23 protein-coding genes are annotated in these 21,757 nt (G+C 74.8%); 16 read left to right on the forward strand and 7 right to left on the reverse strand.

Translation table 11 applies throughout. The features are described 5' to 3' along the window. Nucleotides 1–53: 53 nt before the first annotated feature. The 3 genes from ACI769_RS04735 to ACI769_RS04745 all read left to right on the forward strand — a co-directional run bounded on the left by ACI769_RS04735 (nucleotide 54) and on the right by ACI769_RS04745 (nucleotide 2,346). Nucleotides 54–1,064: an ABC transporter ATP-binding protein gene (locus tag ACI769_RS04735; RefSeq protein ID WP_085386708.1), complete on the forward strand. Its 1,011-nt coding sequence runs from the start codon at nucleotides 54–56 to the stop codon at nucleotides 1,062–1,064. Further along, on the forward strand, nucleotides 1,061–1,924 hold the full coding sequence (locus ACI769_RS04740) for an ABC transporter permease (RefSeq protein WP_021483463.1): 864 nt from the start codon (nucleotides 1,061–1,063) through the stop codon (nucleotides 1,922–1,924). The genes ACI769_RS04735 and ACI769_RS04740 overlap by 4 nt, the downstream gene beginning before the upstream one ends. 119 nt (nucleotides 1,925–2,043) lie before the next feature. Next, nucleotides 2,044–2,346, forward strand: a complete 303-nt coding sequence (locus ACI769_RS04745) for a hypothetical protein (RefSeq protein WP_043652929.1) — start codon at nucleotides 2,044–2,046, stop codon at nucleotides 2,344–2,346. 24 nt (nucleotides 2,347–2,370) lie between these two features. Here ACI769_RS04745 and nrdG read toward each other — a convergent pair whose 3' ends face one another. Next, nucleotides 2,371–2,943 carry an anaerobic ribonucleoside-triphosphate reductase activating protein gene (nrdG, locus tag ACI769_RS04750; RefSeq protein ID WP_085388555.1) on the reverse strand — a complete coding sequence of 191 codons (573 nt, stop codon included), beginning with the start codon at nucleotides 2,941–2,943 and terminating at the stop codon, nucleotides 2,371–2,373. Between the two features lie 2 nt (nucleotides 2,944–2,945). After that, a complete protein-coding gene (gene nrdD / locus ACI769_RS04755) occupies nucleotides 2,946–5,144 on the reverse strand; it encodes an anaerobic ribonucleoside-triphosphate reductase (protein WP_085386707.1) in 2,199 nt (732 codons plus the stop codon). Between the two features lie 256 nt (nucleotides 5,145–5,400). Between nrdD and ACI769_RS04760 the strand changes: the two genes are divergently transcribed. The 9 genes from ACI769_RS04760 to ACI769_RS04800 all read left to right on the forward strand — a co-directional run bounded on the left by ACI769_RS04760 (nucleotide 5,401) and on the right by ACI769_RS04800 (nucleotide 12,215). Then, nucleotides 5,401–6,174 carry a YwiC-like family protein gene (locus ACI769_RS04760; protein WP_157446513.1) on the forward strand — a complete coding sequence of 258 codons (774 nt, stop codon included), beginning with the start codon at nucleotides 5,401–5,403 and terminating at the stop codon, nucleotides 6,172–6,174. A gap of 101 nt (nucleotides 6,175–6,275) precedes the next feature. Continuing rightward, a complete protein-coding gene (locus ACI769_RS04765) occupies nucleotides 6,276–6,620 on the forward strand; it encodes a MazG nucleotide pyrophosphohydrolase domain-containing protein (RefSeq protein ID WP_085386705.1) in 345 nt (114 codons plus the stop codon). Between the two features lie 34 nt (nucleotides 6,621–6,654). Continuing rightward, entirely contained in the window at nucleotides 6,655–7,185 is a 531-nt protein-coding gene (locus ACI769_RS04770; RefSeq protein ID WP_034655021.1) for a DinB family protein, read from the forward strand. Between the two features lie 48 nt (nucleotides 7,186–7,233). Beyond that, nucleotides 7,234–7,383, forward strand: coding sequence for a hypothetical protein (locus ACI769_RS04775; RefSeq protein WP_157446512.1), 150 nt, complete (start codon nucleotides 7,234–7,236; stop codon nucleotides 7,381–7,383). Between the two features lie 30 nt (nucleotides 7,384–7,413). Continuing rightward, a complete protein-coding gene (locus ACI769_RS04780; protein WP_085386704.1) occupies nucleotides 7,414–7,611 on the forward strand; it encodes a hypothetical protein in 198 nt (65 codons plus the stop codon). Nucleotides 7,612–7,814: 203 nt separating this feature from the next. Further along, nucleotides 7,815–7,973 carry a hypothetical protein gene (locus tag ACI769_RS04785; protein WP_009861736.1) on the forward strand — a complete coding sequence of 53 codons (159 nt, stop codon included), beginning with the start codon at nucleotides 7,815–7,817 and terminating at the stop codon, nucleotides 7,971–7,973. Next, nucleotides 7,970–9,124 (forward strand): glycosyltransferase family 2 protein, encoded by a 1,155-nt coding sequence (locus tag ACI769_RS04790; RefSeq protein ID WP_198163113.1) that lies wholly within the window; start codon nucleotides 7,970–7,972, stop codon nucleotides 9,122–9,124. Before ACI769_RS04785 ends, ACI769_RS04790 begins: the two co-directional genes overlap by 4 nt. A 65-nt stretch (nucleotides 9,125–9,189) precedes the next feature. After that, complete coding sequence (locus ACI769_RS04795) at nucleotides 9,190–10,014, forward strand: MerR family transcriptional regulator (protein ID WP_085388554.1); 825 nt, start codon at nucleotides 9,190–9,192, stop codon at nucleotides 10,012–10,014. Nucleotides 10,015–10,118: 104 nt separating this feature from the next. Beyond that, entirely contained in the window at nucleotides 10,119–12,215 is a 2,097-nt protein-coding gene (locus tag ACI769_RS04800) for an elongation factor G (protein ID WP_085386702.1), read from the forward strand. Between the two features lie 116 nt (nucleotides 12,216–12,331). Here ACI769_RS04800 and ACI769_RS04805 read toward each other — a convergent pair whose 3' ends face one another. The 5 genes from ACI769_RS04805 to ACI769_RS04825 form a co-directional block, all read right to left on the reverse strand. Next, entirely contained in the window at nucleotides 12,332–13,204 is an 873-nt protein-coding gene (locus ACI769_RS04805; protein WP_085386701.1) for a heme ABC transporter ATP-binding protein, read from the reverse strand. Next, nucleotides 13,201–14,211 (reverse strand): iron ABC transporter permease, encoded by a 1,011-nt coding sequence (locus ACI769_RS04810; RefSeq protein ID WP_085388553.1) that lies wholly within the window; start codon nucleotides 14,209–14,211, stop codon nucleotides 13,201–13,203. Before ACI769_RS04810 ends, ACI769_RS04805 begins: the two co-directional genes overlap by 4 nt. Nucleotides 14,212–14,363: 152 nt before the next feature. Then, nucleotides 14,364–15,632: an ABC transporter substrate-binding protein gene (locus ACI769_RS04815; protein ID WP_409141237.1), complete on the reverse strand. Its 1,269-nt coding sequence runs from the start codon at nucleotides 15,630–15,632 to the stop codon at nucleotides 14,364–14,366. A 240-nt stretch (nucleotides 15,633–15,872) separates the two neighbouring features. After that, nucleotides 15,873–16,541, reverse strand: coding sequence for a biliverdin-producing heme oxygenase (locus tag ACI769_RS04820; protein WP_114553793.1), 669 nt, complete (start codon nucleotides 16,539–16,541; stop codon nucleotides 15,873–15,875). A 141-nt stretch (nucleotides 16,542–16,682) separates the two neighbouring features. After that, entirely contained in the window at nucleotides 16,683–17,297 is a 615-nt protein-coding gene (locus ACI769_RS04825; protein WP_076403748.1) for a TetR/AcrR family transcriptional regulator, read from the reverse strand. Nucleotides 17,298–17,387: 90 nt separating this feature from the next. Here ACI769_RS04825 and ACI769_RS04830 point away from each other — a divergent pair, with 90 nt between their 5' ends. From ACI769_RS04830 to ACI769_RS04845, 4 genes are all read left to right on the forward strand, one after another. Then, nucleotides 17,388–17,960: a DinB family protein gene (locus ACI769_RS04830; RefSeq protein ID WP_114553795.1), complete on the forward strand. Its 573-nt coding sequence runs from the start codon at nucleotides 17,388–17,390 to the stop codon at nucleotides 17,958–17,960. An 83-nt stretch (nucleotides 17,961–18,043) separates the two neighbouring features. Continuing rightward, entirely contained in the window at nucleotides 18,044–19,111 is a 1,068-nt protein-coding gene (locus tag ACI769_RS04835) for a hypothetical protein (RefSeq protein ID WP_409141238.1), read from the forward strand. Nucleotides 19,112–19,755: 644 nt separating this feature from the next. Further along, a complete protein-coding gene (locus ACI769_RS04840) occupies nucleotides 19,756–20,847 on the forward strand; it encodes a pirin family protein (protein ID WP_409141239.1) in 1,092 nt (363 codons plus the stop codon). Between the two features lie 23 nt (nucleotides 20,848–20,870). Beyond that, nucleotides 20,871–21,695 carry a DUF5926 family protein gene (locus tag ACI769_RS04845; RefSeq protein ID WP_409141240.1) on the forward strand — a complete coding sequence of 275 codons (825 nt, stop codon included), beginning with the start codon at nucleotides 20,871–20,873 and terminating at the stop codon, nucleotides 21,693–21,695. The last annotated feature ends 62 nt before the right edge of the window (nucleotides 21,696–21,757 follow it).

Consider the following 21,757-nt stretch of genomic DNA (forward strand, 5'->3'; position numbering starts at 1 on the left):
GTATGCTAGCGTGGTCGCTCCATTTCGGTACGGCGTACGAGAGGGTGGCTCCGGTGATCCGAGCCCGCGGCCTGACCAAGACCTTCCACCGCAAGAAAGAGACCGTCGAGGCCGTCAAGGGCATCGACGTCGACGTCCGGGAGGGCGAGCTCGTCGCCTTCCTCGGCCCGAACGGGGCCGGCAAGTCCACGACCTTGAGAATGCTGACGAGCCTCCTCGCACCGACCGCCGGGACCGCGGAGGTCGCCGGGTACGACGTCGCGCGCGACCCGGCGCGGGTCCGCTCGCGCATCGGCTTCATCGGCCAGGGCAACGGCGGCGGGTTCTCCTACCGCGTGCTCGACGAGCTCCACAACCAGGGCCGCTTCTACGGGCTGCCGCCCTCCGAGTACACGCGGCGCGCCGCCGAGCTCCTCGACGCCCTCGACCTCGGTGGGCTCGAGAAGCGGACCGTGCAGTCGCTGTCCGGCGGCCAGCGCCGTCGCCTCGACGTGGCGCTCGGGCTGATGAACCACCCGCCGCTGCTCTTCCTCGACGAGCCGACTACGGGCCTCGACCCCCACGCCCGCGCGAACCTCTGGGAGCACATCGCGGCGATGCGCGAGCGCTACGGCATGACGATCGTGCTCACGACCCACTACCTCGACGAGGCCGACAGCATGGCGGAGCGCGTCGTCGTCATCGACCACGGCGAGATCATCGCCGACGCCACGCCGGACTCCCTCAAGCACGACCACGCGGACGACGTCATCACGCTCGCCGTGGTCCCGGCGCCCGGCGGCGGTGCCCCGGGGGAGGCGTCACCGGGAGCGGTGCCCGACGTCGTCGGCCGCGTCCGCGCGTCCCTCGCCGAGGACGCGGGCCGGGTCGCGACCACGACCGGCGCGGACGGCGTCGTGACGGTCCGCATCTCGACGACGCACGGCGCCGACCGTCTCCCGGAGGCCATCGAGGCGCTGCGCGTCGCGGGGCTGGCCGTGCGCTCGGCGGAGCTCAAGCAGGCGAGCCTCGACGACGTCTTCCTCAACCTCACCGGCCGCAGCCTGCGAGAGGAGGCCGCATGAGCACGCGGACCGACCTGGCGGGCGCACGCGTCGGGGCACCGGCCGCCGGTGCCGACACGGCGATGCGGACCGGCGTCGCGAAGTTCCTCGGCGACACGTGGGCCGTGTTCACGCGCGAGATCCTGCTCGTGCTGCGCGACCCGTTCACGCTGATCTTCTCGCTGCTGCAGCCGCTGATCTTCCTCGGCCTGTTCGGCCCGCTCCTCACGGGCGCGGTCGGCGGGTTCGGTGGCGGCGCACCCGGGGGCGGCGGGTCGACGGCCGAGACGCTGCAGTGGTTCGTCCCGGGCGTGATCGTCATGATCTCGCTGTTCGGCACGTCCATGAGCGGGTCGAACCTGCTCTACGAGATGATGACCGGCTCCTACGAGCGCGTGCTCGCGACGCCGCTCGACCGTTCCGCGATCCTCGTCGGGCGCTCGCTCAAGGAGTTCGCGCCGCTCGTCGTGCAGGGGCTGCTCATCGCGCTCGTGTGCGTCCCGTTCGGCTTCACGCTCTACCCGCTGCACCTGCTCGTCGGGCTGCTGCTGCTCGGGCTGTTCGGCATCGGGGTGGGCGCGCTGTCGATCGCGCTCGCGCTCGCCGCGAAGAACCGCGAGTGGCTGTTCTGGGGAGTGCAGCAGTCGCTGCTGTTCCCGCTGCTCATCCTCTCCGGCATGATGCTGCCGCTCGAGGCCGGGCCGGCGTGGATGCGCACCGCGGCGCTCTTCAACCCGCTGACCTACATCGTCGACGCGGAGCGCGCGCTGCTCGCCGGGTCGTTCGCCGACCCCGACGTGCTGTGGGGCTTCGTCGCCGCGGCGGTGACGTGCGCCGTCGGGCTGTGGGTCGGCATCCGCCGCACCCGCAAGACCGTCTGACGGCTCACCAGGCGCGGCTGCGCGGGGTGAAGGTGCTTCCGGCGGGCGTGGTCGCCGTCCGTGGTGGGTCGGGGGCGTCCATGAGATCGTCGAGCGCAACCGACCACCAGGAGGACGACATGTCGTGGACCACGCCGGCGAAGAAGGCGGTCTCCGGGCTCGTGCTCGCGGTGATCGCCTGCGTGATCTTCTTCGGTGCCGCCGCCGTGGGTTCCTTCCTCACCGCCGTCGTCGTCGCCCCGGACGCTCCCGACGTCACCACACCTGTCCCGCGCGGTGCGCTCAACGCCCTCTACGTCTGCGGGTTCGTCCTCTTCCTCTGGGGAACCTTCCGGATGACGACGGCGACGTGGGAGATGATCGGGAGCATCCGCCGCCCCGCGGAACCCGACGCCGCTCCCAGGCGCCGCGCGTCCCGGTGATCCGGCGGCCCGGGGCTGCTGTCGTCAGGCGCTCGTCGTCGCGCGGTCCGACGCCCACGGGACGACGCGCCCCGTCGCGAGCGAGGCCCGCGCGTCGAGCACGCGCTGGTTGGTGCTGCCGCGGAACGCGAGCGTGAGGTCGCGGCGCGCGAGCTCGAACCGGCCGTCGACCAGCACGTCGACCTCGGCGAGCAGCGCGCGCTGGTCCGCGGTCCCCGCGCGCAGCTCCTCCAGGGTGTAGCCCGTCCAGCACCACACGTCCCGGCGGTCGTCGTGCTCGGCGCGCAGGCGGCGCACGAGCCGCAGGCACACGCCCGTGTTGAGGAACGGCTCCCCGCCGAGCAGGGACAGGCCCTGCACGGCGGGGTGCGCGAGGTCGGCGAGGACGCGGTCCTCCAGGGCGTCGTCGTACGGGCGGCCGTAGCGGAAGCTCCACGCGGCCTCGTTGAAGCAGCCCTCGCACGCGAACAGGCACCCGCTCACGTAGAGGGAGCAGCGCACTCCCTCGCCGTCGACCATGACGAACGGCTTGTAGTCCGCGACGTACCCCTGGCTGACGCGGTCCGAGCGCCAGCCGGGGCCGGGGGTGCGCGCCACGGTCACGCCGACGCCGAGTCCGGCAGGTGCTTCACGCGCGCGGAGATCTCCGCGTGGCGGCCGTGCACCATGGGGCGCTGCTGCGGGTTGCCGAGGTACCCGCACGTGCGCTTCACGACGTCGCACGTGCGCGGGTCGGCGTTGCCGCACGACGGGCACGCGAAGCCGCGCGCGGTCGGGTCGAAGTCACCCGTGAACCCGCACGCGTAGCAGCGGTCGATGGGCGTGTTGGTGCCGAGGTAGCCCACGCGGTCGTACGCGTAGTCCCAGACGGCCTCCAGCGCCCGCGGGTTCTGCTGGAGCACGGGGTACTCGCAGTAGTGGATGAACCCGCCCGACGTGTACCGCGCGTACTCGGCCTCGAAGTCGAGCTTCTCGAACGGCGTCGGGCTCTTGCGGACGTCGTAGTGGAAGCTGTTCGTGTAGTAGTCCTTGTCGGTGATGTCGGGCACCGCGCCGAACCGCTCCCGGTCGAGGCGGCAGAACCGGTCGGTCAGGCTCTCGCTCGGCGTCGCGTAGACGCTGATCCGGTAGCCGAGCCGCGCCGTCCACCCGGCGGCGTGCGCGTGCAGGGACCGCAGCACGTCGAGCGTGAGCTCCTTGGCCCGCGGGTCGTGCTCCCAGGCGCCGCCGAAGAACGCGGCGGCGACCTCGTACAGCCCGATGTACCCGAGCGACACCGTGGCGCGGCCGTCGCGGAAGAGCCGGTCGACGTCGTCGCCGGGAGCGAGGCGCTCCCCGAACGCCCCGTGCACGTAGAGGATCGGCGCGTTGCCCGGCGTCGCCTCCTTGCAGCGCTCGATGCGGAAGACGAGCGCGTCGTGCACGGTCTCCAGGCGCTCGTCGAGCAGGCGCCAGAACGCGTCGAGGTCGCCGTCCGCCTCGAGCGCGATGCGCGGCAGGTTGAGCGTCACGACGCCGAGGTTCATGCGCCCCTCCGAGACGTCCCGGCCGTGCTCGTCCTGCCAGCCCTGGAGGAACGACCGGCAGCCCATGGGCACCTTGAACGACCCGGTGAGCTCGACGATCTTGTCGTACGACAGCACGTCCGGGTACATGCGCTTCGTCGCGCACTCGACCGCGAGCTGCTTGAGGTCGTGGTTGGGGTCGCCGGGGTCGAGGTTCAGCCCGCGGCGCAGCGTGAAGATGAGCTTGGGGAAGATCGCGGTGCGGCCCTCGCTGCCGAGGCCGCGGATGCGGATCTGGAGGATCGCGCGCTGGATCTCGCGCTCCAGCCACCCCGTGCCGAGCCCGAACCCGACCGACGTGAACGGCGTCTGCCCGTTCGACGTGAACAGGGTGTTGATCTCGTACTCCAGCGACTGCATCGCGTCGTAGATGTCCTTGCGCGTCTTCTCGCGCGCGTACTCCTCGTGCGCAGAGGCGTCGGCGATCCAGCGGCGCGCGTCCGCGAGGTGCTTCTCCAGGTTGCGCTCGGCGTACGGGGCGAGGAGCTCGTCGATGCGGTTGACCGAGCACCCGCCGTACTGGCTGGAGGACACGTTCGCGATGATCTGGCTGATCTGCGCCGTCGCGGTCTGGATCGAACGGGGCGGCTCGACCTGCGCGTTCCCGATCCGGAAGCCGCTCGACAGCATCGACCGGAAGTCGATGAGGCAGCAGTTCGTCATGGGCGCGTAGGGGTGGTAGTCGAGGTCGTGGTAGTGCAGGTCGCCCTTCTGGTGCGCGTTCGCGACGTGCGGCGGCAGCATCCGCAGCCCGATCGCCTTGCCCACCGTCCCGGCCGTGAGGTCGCGCTGGGTGTTGAAGACCTCGCTGTCCTTGTTCGCGTTCTCGTTGACGACCGTCGAGTCCTTGTCGAGCAGCCGCACGATCGAGTGGTTGAGGTCCGTCGCCCGGCTGCGCGCGAAGTCGCGCTGCACGCGGTAGTCGATGTAGGCGCGCGCGACGTCGTACTCGTGCGACTCGAGGAGCACGTGCTCGACGACGCCCTGGATCTCGTAGATCTTCACGGTCGCGTCGAACCGCGCGGCGATCTCCGCGTCGACCTGGTCGACGACCTCCGCCACGCGGCGGCGGTGCGTCGCCGTGAGGTCGCCGTGCACCTCCGCGAACGCCTTCGTCACGGCGGCGCGGATGCGGGCGTCGTCGAACGGCCGTCGCCGGCCGTCGCGCTTGAGGACCTCCAGCGTGGCGGTCGTGCGGTGCGGTGCTGCCTGGTCGAGCTCGATGGCGGTCATCGCTCGTCCCCTCTGCCCACCGGGTTCTCGCCGGCACGCAGAGGTTGCGCGACGGACCGTACCCCAACATGTGGGGTGTGAATCACGGCTGCGCCACCATATCTAGTCCGACGACCGCGCGTGACGACGGACGACGGCGCGCCGCGGGACGCCGTCGAAGGTCAGGACGAAGGTCCCGCGCGGCCGGGACGTGCGGCCGCGCGCACGGGGGACTCCGCGCGGCCGGAGCCGGCCCCTGCGGCGCTAGCCTCGGGACGTGGCCCGACGTCCGCCCGGCTGGGTGCCGAACCAGCACGGCGCGTGGCCCATGCTCCTGCTGCCGTTCGTGGTCGGCACGGTGCGCGGCGTGCAGGACGCCGGGTTCCGTCCGGTGACCCTCGCGCTCGGCGCGCTCTGGCTCATCGGGTACCTCGCCTACTCCGCGGCCGGGCTGTGGCTGAAGTCCCGCCGCCGGCCCCGCTACCGGCGCCCGATGCTCACGTACGGCGCGGCTGCGACCGTTCTCGGGACGGTCGTGCTCCTGCTCGACCCGGCGCTCGCGGCCTGGGCGCCCGCGTTCGTGCCGTTCCTCGCGCTCGGGCTGTGGGCGTCGGCGCGGCGCACCGAGCGGTCGGTCGCCGCGGGCGGCGCCCTCACGGTCGCCGCGTCGCTCATGACGGTCGTCGCCTACGCGGCGTGCCGGCCCGCGGGTGCGTCCGCCCTCGCCGTCCCGGCCGTCGTCTGGCTGGTCGCCGCGCTGCTCCTCGCGTACCTGTTCGGCACGGTGCTCTACGTCAAGACGATGATCCGCGAGCGCGGCGTGCGGTCGTACGTCGTCGCCTCGGTCGCCTACCACGCGGCGGTCACCGTCGCGGCGGGCGTCGTCGCCGTCGTGCACGACCCCACATGGTGGTGGGCGACGGCGTTCCTCGCCGCCGCGACCGCCCGGGCGGCGGTGCTGCCGGGCCGACGGCTGAGCCCGCGGGCCGTCGGGACCGGGGAGATCGTCGCGACGGTGCTGCTGCTCGTCGTCGCGCTCGTCGTGCGTTAGGTCCGCTGTTCGGCAGGTCGTGCGGGGTTCGGCACCTCGTGCTGCTGAACGCGGACCGTGGGTGCCGAACGGTCGGAGGTGCCAGGTGGTTCACTGGCGCGATGGACGACGACGCGCCCCTCACCCTGCCCGCGCTCGGCGAGCGCGTCGAGGCGGTGTCGGCGCTGTACGCGCGCAAGTTCGGCGTCGACCGCGACCCGGACTGGTTCATGCTCAAGCTCACCGAGGAGGTCGGCGAGCTGACCCAGGCGTTCCTCGCCGCGACGGGGCGCACCCGCCCGCGCGGAGGCGCAGGGACGCCCGGGCCCGACGGCGCAGCCTCGCCGCTCGCGGACGAGGTCGCCGACGTCCTGGCGCACCTGCTGCTGCTCGCGCGCTCCCAGGGCGTCGACGTCGAGGCGGCGGTACGGCGGAAGTGGCTCGCGTGGGAGGCCGACCTGCCCTGAGCGGGCGCACCGGCGCGGTCGCTAGGGTGGCGCCGTGACCGACCACCGCACCGACCCGCCCGTCGCCGCCGACGAGGTGACCACGCTGCGCGGCTTCCTCGACTTCCACCGCGACACGCTCCGCTGGAAGACGTCCGGGCTCGACGCCGCGGAGCTCGCGCACCGGCTGCGGCCGTCGTCGATGACGCTGGGCGGGCTGCTCAAGCACCTCGCGTTCGTCGAGTCGCAGTGGTTCTCGCAGGTGTTCCGCGGCGAGGAGCTCATGCCCCCGTTCGACACGGCGGACTGGGCCGACGACCGCGACTGGGACTGGACCTCCGCGGCGGGCGACTCGCCGGAGGAGCTGCGCATGCTGTTCGACCGGGCGGTCGCGGCGTCGGACGCGGTGCTCGACGCGGCGCTCGCGGACGGCGGGCTCGACCGGCTGAGCGCCCGCGCCGACCGGCACACGGGCGAGCGCTGGACGCTGCGCTGGATCCTCGTGCACCTGGTCGAGGAGTACGCGCGGCACAACGGTCACGCCGACCTGCTGCGCGAGGCGATCGACGGGACCGTGGGGGAGTAGCGCCGCGGTCGGTTGCCGCGGGCGCCGTCGCCCGGGACGATGGCGGACGTGACCGCCCCCGAGCAGCCCGCGCCCCGTCCGGTCCGTCCGCGCGTCGCCGCCGTCGTCCTGGTGGCGCTCGTCGTGCTGGGGGTCGGCCTGCTGCTCGCCGCGCTCTTGGTCGCGAGCCGCCCGACGTCGTTCGGCTGGTTCGCGTAAGCGCCGGTCTCCGGGACGACGTTCGTCCCCGTGGGCGCGTACCCGCCGGGTGCCGCGGCGCTCCTCGCGGGAGCCGGAGCCCTGCTGGTGGGAGGTGCGGTCGGGTTCGTCCTCGGACGGCGCCGCGCCGCCCCGGCGCAGCAGAGCTCCGCGCCCTCACCGGCACCGTCCGACGGCCCCGGCCCCGGCTCCGCCCCGTCCGACGGCGGGGCGGCACCGACCGCCTGACGCGCCACCTCCGACGCCCGGTCCCCGCACGCCGCGGAGGCCGGGCGTCGTCGTGTACCCACCGCCCGACGGCAGGGCACTCCTCCGCGGCCCCCGCGTGCTCACCCGACGTCCCGGGCGGTGCTCCACCGCCGCCCGGGCCCGGATGGGTACCGGCCTCCGCGACGGACGGTGGAACCACCGACGACGACAGGAGGTGGATCGTGTACCAGCTCGGTACGACTCAGGCAGGGACCGTGCTCGCGACGACGGGAGCGATCGCGGGCTTCTACGTGGTGGGAGCCTGGACGCTCGTCGTGGCGGGGCTCGCGCTCGTCATGACGGCGCGCGTCCTGCGCAAGCGGCTCGCGGAGCACCGATGAGCGCGGCGACGCTCCCACGGGTGGTGGTCGTGGTCCCGGCGCACGACGAGGCCGCGGCCCTGCCGACGACGCTCGCGTCGGTCCGGGCGCAGACGCGCCCGGTCGACCGGGTCGTCGTCGTGTCCGACCGCAGCACCGACGCGACGGTCGAGACCGCGCGCCGCCTGGGCGCCGACGTCGTCGAGACGGTCGGCAACACCGGCCGCAAGGCCGGGGCGCTGAACCAGGCGCTGCGCGGGGTGGAGGCGGAGAACGTCCTCGTGCTCGACGCGGACACGACCATCGCCCCGACGTTCGTCGAGGACGGCCTCGCCCTGCTCGACGCGCGCCCGGAGCTCGGCGCGGTCGGTGGTGTCTTCCGCGGCACCCCGCCGCGCTCGGTGCTCGAGCAGCTCCAGTCCGACGAGTACGAGCGGTACGGCGTGCAGATCGACGTGACCGGGCGGACGTCCGTCCTCACGGGCACGGCCGCGCTCGTGCGGACCGAGGCGCTGCGGGCGGTCGCCGCCGCGCGCGGGGACCGGCTCCCGGGGCGGCGCGGCGACGTGTACGACGTCGGCGCCATCACCGAGGACTCCGAGCTCACCCTCGCGCTGCGCACGCTCGGCTACGAGCTCGCGTCGCCGGTGCGGATGTCCTGCACGACGGAGCTCATGCCGACGTGCCGCGACCTGCACCGCCAGCGCGTCCGCTGGTACAAGGGGATGCTCGACAACCTGCACGCGTACGGGTTCACGCGCGTCACTGCCCGGTACGTCGGGCAGCAGGCGATGCTCGTGCTGAGCACGCTCATGCTCGCGAGCCTCCTCGTCCTCACGGCGCTGACGGTCGTCGCGGGCACGTTCCGGGTGGTCCCGGCGTGGCTCGCCGTGGGCGGGGTCCTCGTGCTCGAACGGGTCGTGACGGTGTGGCGGAACGGGCCGAAGGGCCGGCTGCTCGCCGTCCTCGTGCTGCCTGAGCTGCTCTACGACCTGTTCCTCCAGGTGGCGTTCGTCCGGGCATGCTTCCTCGCCGCGACGTCGCGCGACGCCGGGTGGCACCACGTGGCGCACGCGACCGCGTCCGGGAGCGCGACCGAGGACGCGCCCGAGACCGCTCCCGCGAGCAGCATCGAGAACTCCGAGAGCTCGAAGCAGTTGACCTTGACGTGACGTCAACTTCTACCGTGGTCCCGGTGCCGCACGAGAGCACCACCGACGCACGGGAGGAGCGGGAGATGAGCACGACGGGCGCCCGCACGGCCGACTGGTCCATCCAGGAGGTCGCGCGCCTGGCCGGGACGACGAGCCGCACGCTGCGTCACTACGACGCGGTCGGGCTCCTCCCCCCGAGCCGGGTCGCGGCGAACGGCTACCGCCACTACGACGCCGACGCGCTCGTCCGGCTCCAGCGGATCCTGCTCCTGCGCGACCTCGGTCTCGGCCTCCCCGCGATCCGCGAGGCGCTCGACGGCCCGCCCGCCCGGCAGGGTGACGGGCCGCCGTCGGCCAGCGCCCGGCGGGAGGCCCAGGTGCGGGCGCTGCGCGGCCACCTCGGGTGGCTGCGGGCGGAGCGGCAGCGGCTGGCGCGGCAGATCGCGTCGGTCGAACGGACGATCACCACGATGGAAGGAGGTGGCGAGCTCATGGCGGACGACATGTTCGACGGGTTCGACCACACGCAGCACCGCGACGAGGTCGAGGCCCGCTGGGGGAAGGACGCGTACGCGCGGAGCGACACCTGGTGGCGGGGGATGTCCGACGACGACCGCGCCGTCTGGCAGGACCGCACGCGCGCGCTCGGAGAGGACTGGGCCGCGGCGGCCGCCCGGGGCGTCGACCCGGCGTCCGACGAGGCGCAACAGCTCGCGCGCCGCCACGTCGAGTGGCTCGGCGGCATCCCCGGAACCCCGGGTGCCGGCGCGGCACCGGTCAAGGAGTACGTCGTCGGCCTCGGCGAGATGTACGTCGCAGACGAGCGGTTCGCGAAGAGCTACGGCGGCGTCGAGGGTGCGACGCTCGTGCGCGACGCCCTGCGCGTGTACGCGGACGCCCACCTGTAGCCCCGGGCCCGGGCCGGGACCTCCGGCCCGGGCACGATCCGTTCGACGTCACTAGCCTGGAACCCCGGCGGGACACGGCGCCCCGCCGCCGCCAGGAGGCAGCCATGGCCACGACGTCGACGTCCACCGGCCCGGCCACGACCCGCAACGTCGCCCTCGTCGGGCACAGCGGCTCGGGCAAGACCACGCTCGCCGAGGCGTTCCTCCACCGTGCGGGCGCCGTCCCGCGCCCGGGTTCCGTCGCGGAGGGCACGACCGTGTGCGACCACGAGCCCGAGGAGGTCGCGCGCGGCATCTCCGTGAGCCTCGGCGTCGCGCACCTCGACTGGCGCGCGCCCGACGGCACGACCTACCAAGTCACGCTGCTCGACACCCCCGGCTCGCCCGACTTCGCGGGGTCCGTGGACGCGGCGCTCGCGGTGGCGGACCTCGCGGTCGTGGTGGTGAGCGCCGTCGACGGGGTGCAGTCGGGCACGGAGGAGGTCTGGCGACGGTGCGACGAGGCGGGGATCCCCCGCCTCGTCGTCGTCTCCCAGGAGGACCGCGCGCGGGCGAGCTTTCGCACCGTCCTCGCCGCGCTCCGGGCCGCGTTCGATGCGCCGTTCGCGCCGCTCGAGCTCCCGCTCGGGGAGGAGCAGACGCTGCACGGCGTGGCCGACGTCCTCACCGAGCGCGCCCGCGAGTACGGGGGCGGCGGTCAGGGGGTCTGGCAGGGCCACGACGAGGAGGTCCCCGCCGACGTCCGCGACGAGGAGCACGCGCTGCACGACGAGGTCGTCGAGGAGATCGTCACGCACGACGACGACCAGCTCGAGGCCTATCTCGGGGGCGACGAGCCGGGCCCGGCCGACCTGGAGCGCACGCTCGCGCACGAGGTGCTGACGGGCGAGGCCGTGCCGGTGCTGCTCGCGTCCGCCGTCACCGGCGTCGGGGTGGACCGCGTCCTCGACCTCGTGTGCGAGCTCGGGCCGTCGCCCGCGGACCGCCCGGCCGTCGTCGCGCTGCCCGACGCCGCCGGGTCGGGCGAGGCCGTGACGTCCGAGGTCGCGGCCGACCCCGCGGGCGACGCGCTCGTCCACGTCTTCCGGACCGTCGTCGACCCGTTCGTCGGGCAGGTGTCGGTGTTCAAGGTGCTGTCCGGGACCGTCGCGACGGGCGACCGGCTCGTGAGCACCGCGACCGGCGCAGACGACCGCGTCCACGGGCTCTTCCGGCTGCGCGGCCGCGAGCACCTGGCCGTCGACCGGGTCGTCGCGGGCGACGTCGCCGCCGTCGCGAAGCTCTCCGCCGCGTCGACCGGCACGCTCCTCGCGGGCCGCCGGATGCCCGTCGCGGCGCGAGACCTGCCACCCCGGCCACCGGTGTACACGCTCGCGTTGCGGCCCGTGTCGCAGTCCGACGACGACAAGCTGTCCGCCGCGCTCACCCGGCTGCGCGCCGAGGACGCGACGCTGCACGTCGACCTCACCGGCTCCCAGGCGGTCCTCGGCGGCCTCGGGGACACGCACCTCGCCGTCGCCGTCGAGCGGCTCGAACGGTCCTTCGGCGTCCGCGTCACGACCGAGCCCGTCGAGGTCGCCTACCGGGAGACGATCACGCGCGCCGTCGAGGTCGAGGGACGCGTGAAGAAGCAGTCCGGCGGGCACGGGCAGTTCGCCGTCGTGCAGCTGCGCGTCTCCCCGCTCCCGCGCGGCGAGGGGTTCGCGTTCGTCAGCTCCGTCGTCGGCGGGTCGGTGCCGCGCCAGTACCTGCCCGCGGTCGAGCGCGGCGCCCGCGAGGCCATGGAGAGCGGCGGACCGCACGGCTACCCCGTCGTGGACCTGCGCGTCGAGGTCCTCGACGGCAAGGCGCACTCCGTCGACTCATCCGACATGGCGTTCCGCACCGCGGGCGGCGTGGGGGTGCGGGAGGCGCTCGCCACGGCCGGGACGGTCGTGCTCGAGCCCGTCTCCGCGGTGACCGTGACCGTCCCGCCCGACGCGCAGGGCGACGTCATGGGCGACCTCTCCGCGCGGCGCGGCCACATCACCGCGACCGACTCCCTGCCCGACGGCCGCGTGCGCGTCGACGCGCTCGTGCCCGAGGCCGAGCTGACCCGCTACGTCCTCGACCTGCGCTCGATCACCGGCGGGCGAGGGTCGTTCACGGCCGCGCCCGACCGCAACGAGGTGCTCCCCGGCGGCGTCGGGGCGAGTCGCTAGGCCGGGCCCTCTCGACGGGCGGTGCTCCACGGTCTTCGACCCCGCGCAGAGAAGATCCCCCGGGTTGCGCATCGTGGAGAGGCGTGGGGGATGTCGTGCTCCCGAGCCTATCGTCCTCAGCGGCGCGGCACGACGATCGGCGCGCCGCCGCCGGGGTGGTCGACGACCTCGACGGGGTAGTCGTAGACGCCGCTCAGCAGCTCGGCGGTGAGGACGTCGCGCGGACCGCCGTCGGCGACGACGCGCCCGCCCGCGAGGACGGTGACCTGGTCGGCGTACGCGGCCGCGAGCGAGAGGTCGTGCACGACGACGACCACCGCACCGCCAGCGGCGGCGTGCGCCCGGGCGAGCTGGAGCACGAGCTCCTGGTGCTTGAGGTCGAGCGCGGCGGTCGGCTCGTCGAGCATGAGGAGCGCGGTGCGCTGGGCGAGCACGCGCGCGAGCGCGACGCGGGCCTTCTCCCCGCCGGACAGCGACGTGAAGTGCCGGTCGGTGAGGTGCTCCACGTCGGTCGCGGCGAGCGCCTCGGCGACCGCGGCGTCGTCGTCGTCCTCGAACGGGGTGCCGCGCCACGGCGAGCGGCCCATGCGCACGACGTCCACGGCGGTGAACGGGAAGCTCAGCGAGACCTGCTGGAGCATGACCGACCGGCGCAGGGCGAGCTCGGTCGGGGTCCACGCGGCGAGCGGGCGGCCGGCTACGGTGACGTCTCCGGCCTCGGGGCGCAGGTCGCCGGTGAGGACGCCCAGCAGCGACGACTTCCCGGCCCCGTTCGGGCCGAGCAGCGCGCGGACCTCGCCCGCGCGCACGTCGACCGACACGTCGCGCAGGATCGGCGCCTCGCCCAGGGTGAGGGACACGCCGTGCGCGGCGGTGACCACGTCGCCGGGCGCGGCCGGGCGGGGGAGGCGGGGCCGCCGTCGGGCACCGGTGACGGCGGTGCGCAGCGCGCCGAGGAACGACGACCCCTCGTGGCGCAGGTCGCTCATGCCCAGCCTCCCTGGCGCGAGCGCGTGCGGCGCAGCAGGTAGAAGAAGAACGGCCCGCCGACGAGCGACGTGATCATGCCGAGCGGCAGCTCGACGTTCGCGACGGCGCTGCGTGCGAGGAGGTCGGCGGCGAGCAGCACGACGGCGCCGCCCAGCACGGACGCGGGGACGAGCGTGCGGTGGCTCGGCCCGCACACCATGCGCACGAGGTGCGGCACGACGAGCCCGACGAACGCGATGATCCCCGTGAACGCGACCCCGGCGGAGACGAGGAGCGCGACGAGGACGATGACGAGCTGGCGCAGCCGCTCGACGTCGACCCCGAGGTGCTGCGCGGCGCGCTCGCCGAGCGCGAGCAGGTCCATCTTGCGGCGCACGAGCATCGCGCCGGTGACGCCGACGACGGCGATCGGCAGGACGACCGCGACGGACTGCCACGTCGCGCCGCCGAGCGAGCCGAGCTGCCAGAAGACGATCTGCTCGCGCGCGGCCGGGTCGGCGACGAACGTGAAGAACGCGAGCATCCCGCCCGCGAACGCGTTGACCGCGATGCCCGTGAGCACGAGCGTCACGACCTCGGTGCGACCGCCGGCGCGCGCGAGCGCGTAGACGACGAACGTCGTGACGAGCCCGCCGACGAACGCCGCCGCGGCGACCCACGTGCCGGGCACGAGCGCGCCCGCGGTGACGATGACCGCGCACGCGCCCACGGCCGCGCCCGAGGAGACCCCGATGACGCCGGGCTCGGCGAGCGGGTTGCCGAACACGCCCTGCATGAGCGCGCCCGAGCACGCGAGCGCCGCGCCGACGACGATCGCCAGGACGACGCGCGGGAACCGCACGACCCACAGCGCGTTCTCGCCCTGCGGGTGCGACGGCATGGGCCCCCAGTCGAGCCCGACGTGGTGCGCGAGCGAGCCGAGCACCTCCGCGGGCGACACCGGCACCTGACCCGTCATGCCGGACACGACGGTGAGCACCGCGAGCGCCACGCCCAGCCCGACCATCAGCCACCGGGCGGCGTGGCGGCGCTGCTGCCCGACGGCGGGCCCCACCCGGGCGGGCCGACCACCCGGGCGCGGGGCGCCGTCGGGCACGGCGACGCCCTCGGGACCGGGCGCGCCCTCCGGCGTGCCGAGGGGGCGGGTGGCGGGCGCGCTCACGACGCCGGGAGCTCCGGCGCGGGCACGCCGTAGAAGGCCTCGACGAGCGCCGCGATCGTGGAGCCGGTGCGGGGGCCGAACGTGAGGAGGCGGGAGCCGTCCATGTCGACGACGCGGCGCGCCTCGCCCGCGGGCGTCTGCGCGAGGCCGGGGATCGCCATCATGGCGTCGAGGCCGCCCATCGACTCGAGCCCGTCGGTCATGACGAGGTAGGCGTCGGGCGCGGCGCTGATGATCGCCTCGCTCGTGACCGGCGCGTACTGCTGCGTGAGGCCGATCGCCGTTCCGGCGTCCTCGCCGCCGATCTCGCGGATCAGGTCGTCGGCGCCGGAGCCGGGCCCGAACAGCATCTTGATGTTCGCCCCGCGCAGGTAGAGGAACGCGACGCGCGGCGTCCCGGTGTCCTGCGGCACCGCGGCGAGGGCCGCGCAGATCTGCCGGTCCGTGCGCTCGACGAGCGCCTCGCCCTGCTCGGGCACGCCCAGCGCTGTCGCGACGGCGCGGATCCGGTCGTCGACGCCGTCGAGCGTGCGGGCCTCGTCGAAGTACACGACGGGGATGCCCGAGCTCTCGAGCTGGCCGCGCACGTCGTCGGTGAGGATCGTCGCGTCGGTGAGGATCACGGAGGGGTTCAGCCCGAGGATCGCCTCGACGTCGAGCGCGTGGCCGGCACCCGTGACGACGGGGACGTCCGCGGCCTCGGGGAAGCCGGTCGGCAGGTCGCGGCCCACGACGTTCGCGCCCAGCCCCAGGCTGTAGACGATCTCGCCGAGCGTCCCGTACAGGTCGACGGGGATGATGCGGCTCACGTCGGTGATCTCGACCTGGCGCCCGTCGACCGACTCGACCGTCACCGGGAGCTGCGGGGCGGGCGCCTCGGCGACCGGGTGGATCGCGTCGTCGGCGAACGTCGCGCTCGTGGGCCCGGTGGGGAACGACGCGGGGTCGACGTCGGAGCCGCCGCCCGCGGCCCGGGACTCCTCGAGCGTCGTGCAGGCGGGCGCCGTGGTCGTCGGGGTGTCGGTCGGGGTCGCCTCGACGGGCTCCGCGTCCTGGCTCGCCGCGGCCGACGGCGTCGCGGGGGGCTCGTAGGGGAGCGGCGCGCACGCGGCGACCAGGCCCAGCAGGACGACGGCGCCCGCCCCGGCCAGCGCGGTCACGGTCCGGCGTGCGCGGCGGGGCGCGGCACCCGACGTGCCTGCGGGCGACGTCGGGCGGCGCGGCGACGAGCCGGGGTGCGGCGCAGGGCGGGCAGCGTGAGGCATGGGGAGTTCTCCAGGAAGCGGTCCGAGGGCGCGGCCGCCACGGCCGCCGCCACCAGGTAAGACGAGCCTAACCTGACCCGCGGACGTTTCTCGACCGTCGTGGAGGTAACTCACCTCACGAACGACCCCCCGGCGCGCGGCCGAGCATGGCGACGTGGCCCGTCGGCTGGGTGGGACGGACCGCGACCGCATGGTCGGCGGCGGGGAGCCGGATGGGGGCGTGGTGGGGGGTGGGGCAGGTCAGGGGTGGGCGGCGCCGAGGTCGGCGAAGAGGTCGCTGTTGAGGCGGAAGGCGTGCTTGGCCTCGGCGACGGTCTCGTCGAGCTGCCCGGGGGTGAGGACCAGGGCGTCGAGGCGCTCGCGGTAGACGTCCTTGAACGGCTTGGACTTGGGGATCTCGACGAACGTGTAGAAGGCGAGGCCGTCGCCCGAGAGCCCGTAGTGGCGCTCGAGCATGCGCTTGATGATCTGGCCGCCCGAGAGGTCTCCGAGGTAGCGCGTGTAGGCGTGCGCGGCGTACGCGGGCAGGGACCCGCCGACCGTGCGCAGGCGGGCGACGTAGCGCTCGGTCGCGGGGTGGATCGTCACGCGCTCGGCCCAGTCGGCGCCCACGAGGAACGTGAGGTCCTTCTCGATCTCGGGGGTGCGCGTCAGCTCGTCGAACACGAGGCTCGCGCCCTGGGCGTCGTCGCGCATCGCGGCGCTCGCGTCCTCGAGCGCGCCGTAGATGGCCCACTGCTGGGCGGCGAGGTCGGCGTACGCGGCGACGTCGAGGCGCCCGGTCATGAGCCGCTCGACGAACCCGGAGCCCTCGGCCTGCTCGTGCTCGGGGCGCGTGCCCTCGCGCAGCCGCTGCGACAGCGGGACGGACTCGTCGGCGCGGTGGAGGTCGTGGGTGAGGGCAGTCACGGGGTGGCTCCTGCGGGTGCGTCGGGGCGGGACAGCACGTCCTGACGCCGTGTCATGACGATGCGTCAGGAACTGTAACGCACGGAGGTGAGGCTTGCCTATCCTCTGTCCGTCATCCGGCCCCGCCGAGCGGGCAGGGCGTCAGCCCGCGAGCGCGGGCGAGGTCGCGTCGGCCCCCACGGCGCGCAGCACGAACGCCTCCGTCGCCTCGATCGCCTGCTCGCGCGCGGCCGGGTCGTCGGGCACGAGCCGCCCGGACAGGCACGCGTTGACGAGCTGGACGGTCGTGTCGATGTCCTGCGCGGGGAACTCGCCCGCCTCGATCCCCGACCGGACGATGCGGCGCAGGATCGCCTCGACGAGCTCGGCGTGCTCGCGCAGCCGCTGGCGCGTGGTGCGCGAGAGCACGGTGCGCAGGTCCGGCCCCGGCGCGAGGTGGAAGATGCGCTTGAGCTGGGCCTGCTGGCGGATGTACGTGCGCAGCTGCTCGACCGGGTCGTCCACGTGCTCCAGCGCGCGCTCCAGCGTCCCCACGTACTGCTCCGTCTCGTGGGTGATGAATCCGAGGAGCAGGGCCTCCTTGTCGGGGAAGTGGTTGTACACCGCGGTGCGGCCGACCCCGGCGGCGGCGGCGATGTCCGCGAGCGAGATGGCGTCGAAGCCCCGGTCCATCATGAGGGTCGAGAGCGCCGCGAAGAGCTTCTGCCGGGTCTGGGCGCGGTGCTCGTGGAGGGACCCTCCGATGATCTTGGGCATGCTGACATCATAGGCAGGTCGTGTCAGAACGCTAATCCCCGACGATCCGGGCCTCGGGGAGGGCGCTGCGCCGTCTGGCACACTGCCGCCATGGACACGACCGCGTCGCCCGAGGGCGTCCCCGCCGCCCCGGACCCGGAGTTCCCGCCCGTCCCCGCGGACACCAAGGACTGGACGTGGGTCATGGAGCGGCCGTGCCCCGAGTGCGGGTTCGTCGCCGCCGAGGTCACGCCCGACCGCGTGGGCGCCGCGGTCCGCGACGCCGTCCCGCGCTACGTCGCGGCCCTGGGCCGCGCGGACGCGCGGACCCGCCCCGACCCGACGACCTGGTCGGTGCTCGAGTACGCCGCGCACGTCCGCGACGTCTTCACGGTGTTCGACGTGCGCGTGCAGTCCATGGTCGAGGGCGACGACCCGCGGTTCGCCAACTGGGACCAGGACGCGACCGCGGTCGCGGAGGACTACGCGCACCAGGACCCGGCCGTGGTCGCGCGCGAGCTCCGGATCGCGGGCGACCGCGTCGCGGGCCGCTTCGACGCGCTCGTCCCCGACCAGTGGGAGCGTCCCGGTCGGCGCTCGAACGGGTCGGTCTTCACCGTCCGGACGCTGGGGCAGTACTTCGTGCACGACGTCGTCCACCACCTCCACGACGTCGGCGCCTGACGCCCGCGGGGTCCCGGTGAGCGGACCCACGCTCGTGACACCGCCGTAACACCGTCGCCTCCGGGGCGCTCTACGTTCCGGTCATGGACGCCCCCGTCGCCGGCCTGGTGCCGGACGCGCACGCCGGTGCGCACCTGCTCGCGACGCCCCGCTCGCGCGGCGCGGCCCGCACGCCCGTGGACGCGCTCGCGCGCGCCTGGTTCGTCGGCGCGGCCTGGACGACCCCGCCGGGCGGCGGGGGAGCGGCGCGCCCCATGGCCGGTGCGCGGTTCCGTGGCGTGGTGCCCGACGGCGTCGTCGCACCGGGCGAGCTGCGCCTCGCCGAGGGGGCGCGCGTCGTCGGGCCCTTCGCGCTCACGCCGCCGCAGACGCAGGCGCTCGGCCTCGCGGGCGGGGGCGCCGAGGCGTTCGCGCTGCACGTCGACCACCCCGACGCGCGGCTCGCGCCCGTCGCGCGGACCGGCGCCTGGGCCGACACGTCGACCGGCACGTCGACCGGCACGTCGACCGGCTCGGTGACCGACGACCGCGACGGGCTGGTGCGCGCGTTCCCGGCAGGGCTGCCGCAGGGGCTCGAGCTCCGCGTGCTGGGCTGGGCCGTCGCCGCGGCCCGGCGCGTCGGCGGCGCGGTCGTCGCGGACGGCCGGACCGTGCTCACGCCCGACCCGGCATCGGGCGTCGACCTCACGCTCTACAGCGCCCACGTGCTCGGGCCCGACGACGCGCTCGGCGTCCTGCGCACGACGGTCCCCGGCGCGGGGGTCGTCGTGGTGCGGCCGGGCGCGGACGGCCTCGCGGAGTACGTGCTGTCGGGCGAGACCCCGTACGACGGCGCGGTGCGGCTCGAGGCCCGACGCGTCGCGCGGGTCCCGCTCGCGCTCGACGGCCTCGACTGGCGCGAGCACGGGCCGCACGCCTACCGCCTCACGTGGGTGCCGACCGAGCCGGACGAGCTCGCGGTCGAGCGGCCCTCGGGGCTGCACGTCATCGCGCGCTCGCGCGCCCGGGTGCTGCTCGCCCGGCTCGCGGCGATGCTCCAGGGCCGGCTCGCGGGGACGCTCGTCGACGACGGCGGGTTTGTCGTGCGCGACCTCGACCTCGACGAGCGGCTCTCCCCGGCGGCGGCACCCACGGCGCGGTTCTGGGTCTGAGCCCGTGCGCACGGGCCGCGTCGCGGGGTCGGACGGGCCCGGTCCGCGCCGAGGTCTGTCCACAGAATTCATCCACAGGCCTGTGGGCGGCGTGGGAACGGCGCGGGACGTCCTGTGGACGAACCTGTGGTCATCCGGGCGACCCAAATGACAACGGTGGGAACTCTTGCAGACCCCCGGACCGAGGACTACAAACGTCCGTAACGGCCCGGACGGGCGCACACGGACGACGGGGTTCCGGCACGCAGCACGCAGGGGTCTGAGGGCCTCGCCAGGACCGCACGACGTCTCGCCGCGCGCGCGAGGGCACGGCCGACCGGAGAACGGTGGACGACCCGCCACCCCCTGCTGCGGGGCTGCGCGCGACGGCGCAGGTTCCTACCGGACCCGGAAGGCCGACCGCGATCGGCGTCACCGCACCTGCCCGGGCACCCGGGCGGACGCGAGGGCGCCGGGCCGCCACGTCGCGAGCGGCGCCCCGACGGGCCACCCGGCCCGACCGCCCCGGGGTCGCGCGGACACGGCGAGGCCCCTCGGAATCCTGCTCCGAGGGGCCTCGTCCCCATTCTCCCGCGGGCACGGCCCGACGCGAAGACCGCCCCCAGACGCAGGACGGCGCCGCCCCGCGCGCCTACGCTCGAGCCATGAGCAACCTCGAGACCCGGCCCGAGGAGCGCGTCTGCTCGGCGGGCGCGCCCCACGACGACGGCGGAGGCGCCGCGGTCGAGATCCTCGAGCATCGGGACGTCCCGCTCGGGGGCACCCGGGCGATGCGCGTGCGGCGCACGATCCCGCAGCGCGCGCGGTCGCTCGTCGGCGCGTGGTGCTTCCTCGACCACTACGGGCCCGACCCGCTGCCCGCGATCGGCGACGGCACCGACGGCATGCAGGTGCCGCCGCACCCCCACACCGGGCTCCAGACCGTCACGTGGCTGTTCGCCGGCGAGATCCTGCACCGCGACGCCGTCGGGTCGCTCCAGACGGTGCGGCCCGGCGAGCTCAACCTCATGACCGCGGGCCGCGGCATCTCCCACTCGGAGGAGTCGCCGCGCGGCGAGCGGCCCCCGGTCCTGCACGGCGTCCAGCTCTGGGTCGCGCTCCCGGGCGACCGCCTCACGGACCCGCCCGCGTTCGAGCACCACGCCGACCTCCCCGTCGCCACGGTCGACGGCGCGCGCGTGCAGGTCTTCCTCGGCGCGCTCCGCGTGGGCGGCGCCGCCCTGCGCTCGCCCGCCACGACGTACACGCCAATCGTCGGGGCGCAGCTCGACCTCGCGCCCGGCGCGCGCGTCACGCTCGACGTGGACCCGACGTTCGAGCACGGCCTGCTCGTCGACGAGGGCGTCGTGCGGCTGGAGGGCTCGCCCGTGCCGCCGTCGTCGCTGGGGTACGTCGAGCCCGGCCGCACGACGCTCGTCGTCGAGGCGGGGCCGGACGCCCCGGCGCGGGCGGTGCTCGTGGGGGGCGAGCCGTTCGGCGAGGACATCGTCATGTGGTGGAACTTCGTGGGCCGCTCGCACGACGACGTCGCGCGCGCCCGCGCGGACTGGCAGGCCCAGCTCGTCGTCACGGGGGACCAGGGCCCGAACCGCGGCGGCACCCGGTACGCCGACGGCGCGCGCGAGCGCCGCTACGGCGAGGTCGTCGGGTACGACGGCGGACCCCTGCCCGCGCCCGCGCTGCCCGACGTCCGCCTGCGCCCGCGCACCCGGCCCGCCGCGCCGCCCCGCCCGTAGGCCGCGCCAGTAGACTGCCGCGCATGGCCAAGAACACCACGCCCGACTTCGTGCTGCGCCCGTTCGAGGGGCTCCCCGGCGAGACCGACTGGGTCGCGATGCGCGAGGTCGTCCCCTCGGCCACCGCGACCGCGCGCACGACCGCCGAGCACGGGGCGCGCGACGTCCTCGTCGTGACGGTCCTGCCCGCCGGCTGGGCCGCGCTGCACCGCCAGGACGGCGCGATCCTCCTCGCCGTCCAGACCCTCGCCGGCTCGGGCGACACGAGCCGCGACCTCGCCGCCGCGCTCCTCGAGGCGATCGACGCCGAGCCCGGCACGTCCATCGAGACGGGCGCCCTGCCCGACGCCGGCCCGCGCCTGCAGGACGTGCTCGACCTCTCCGTCCCGTTCGACGTCACCGTGCACGAGGACTTCGCGTTCTGGCTCGACCCGTCGGCGGAGATCACGCCCGACCTGCGCGCCTCGCTCGATCAGGCGGCCGAGTCGATGGTGCCCACCGTCAAGCTCGACGCCGTCGAGTCGGCGTACTGGTGCCGCATGTCGCGCGAGTTCCTGCGCTGGGCCCGCCCCGAGCCGGAGGACGCGCTCATCGACGCGATCTCGCGCCTGCACGCGAAGCGCGAGTCCGGTCTCGCGGGCGGCAAGTTCGTCGGTGCCTTCCGGTCGAGCGGCCTGCTCGTCCCCGTGTGGGAGCTGCCCCGCGGCACGGAGGCGGACGAGCTCGAGGGCCCGGTCGCGGAGCTCGACGCGCGGCTCACCGAGGCGCTCGCGGTCACGGAGCCGCTCGACGCGAGCGAGCGCCGTGCGCGCGCGGGCATCGTGTCCCGGCAGGTCACGCTCCGCTGACCCGGAGCAGGCTGATCCGGAGCCCCCGCGCGAGAGCGCACGACGCGGGAGCGCGACCACGC

The organism is Cellulosimicrobium sp. RS (assembly GCF_046159675.1).
Classification (GTDB): domain Bacteria; phylum Actinomycetota; class Actinomycetes; order Actinomycetales; family Cellulomonadaceae; genus Cellulosimicrobium; species Cellulosimicrobium funkei.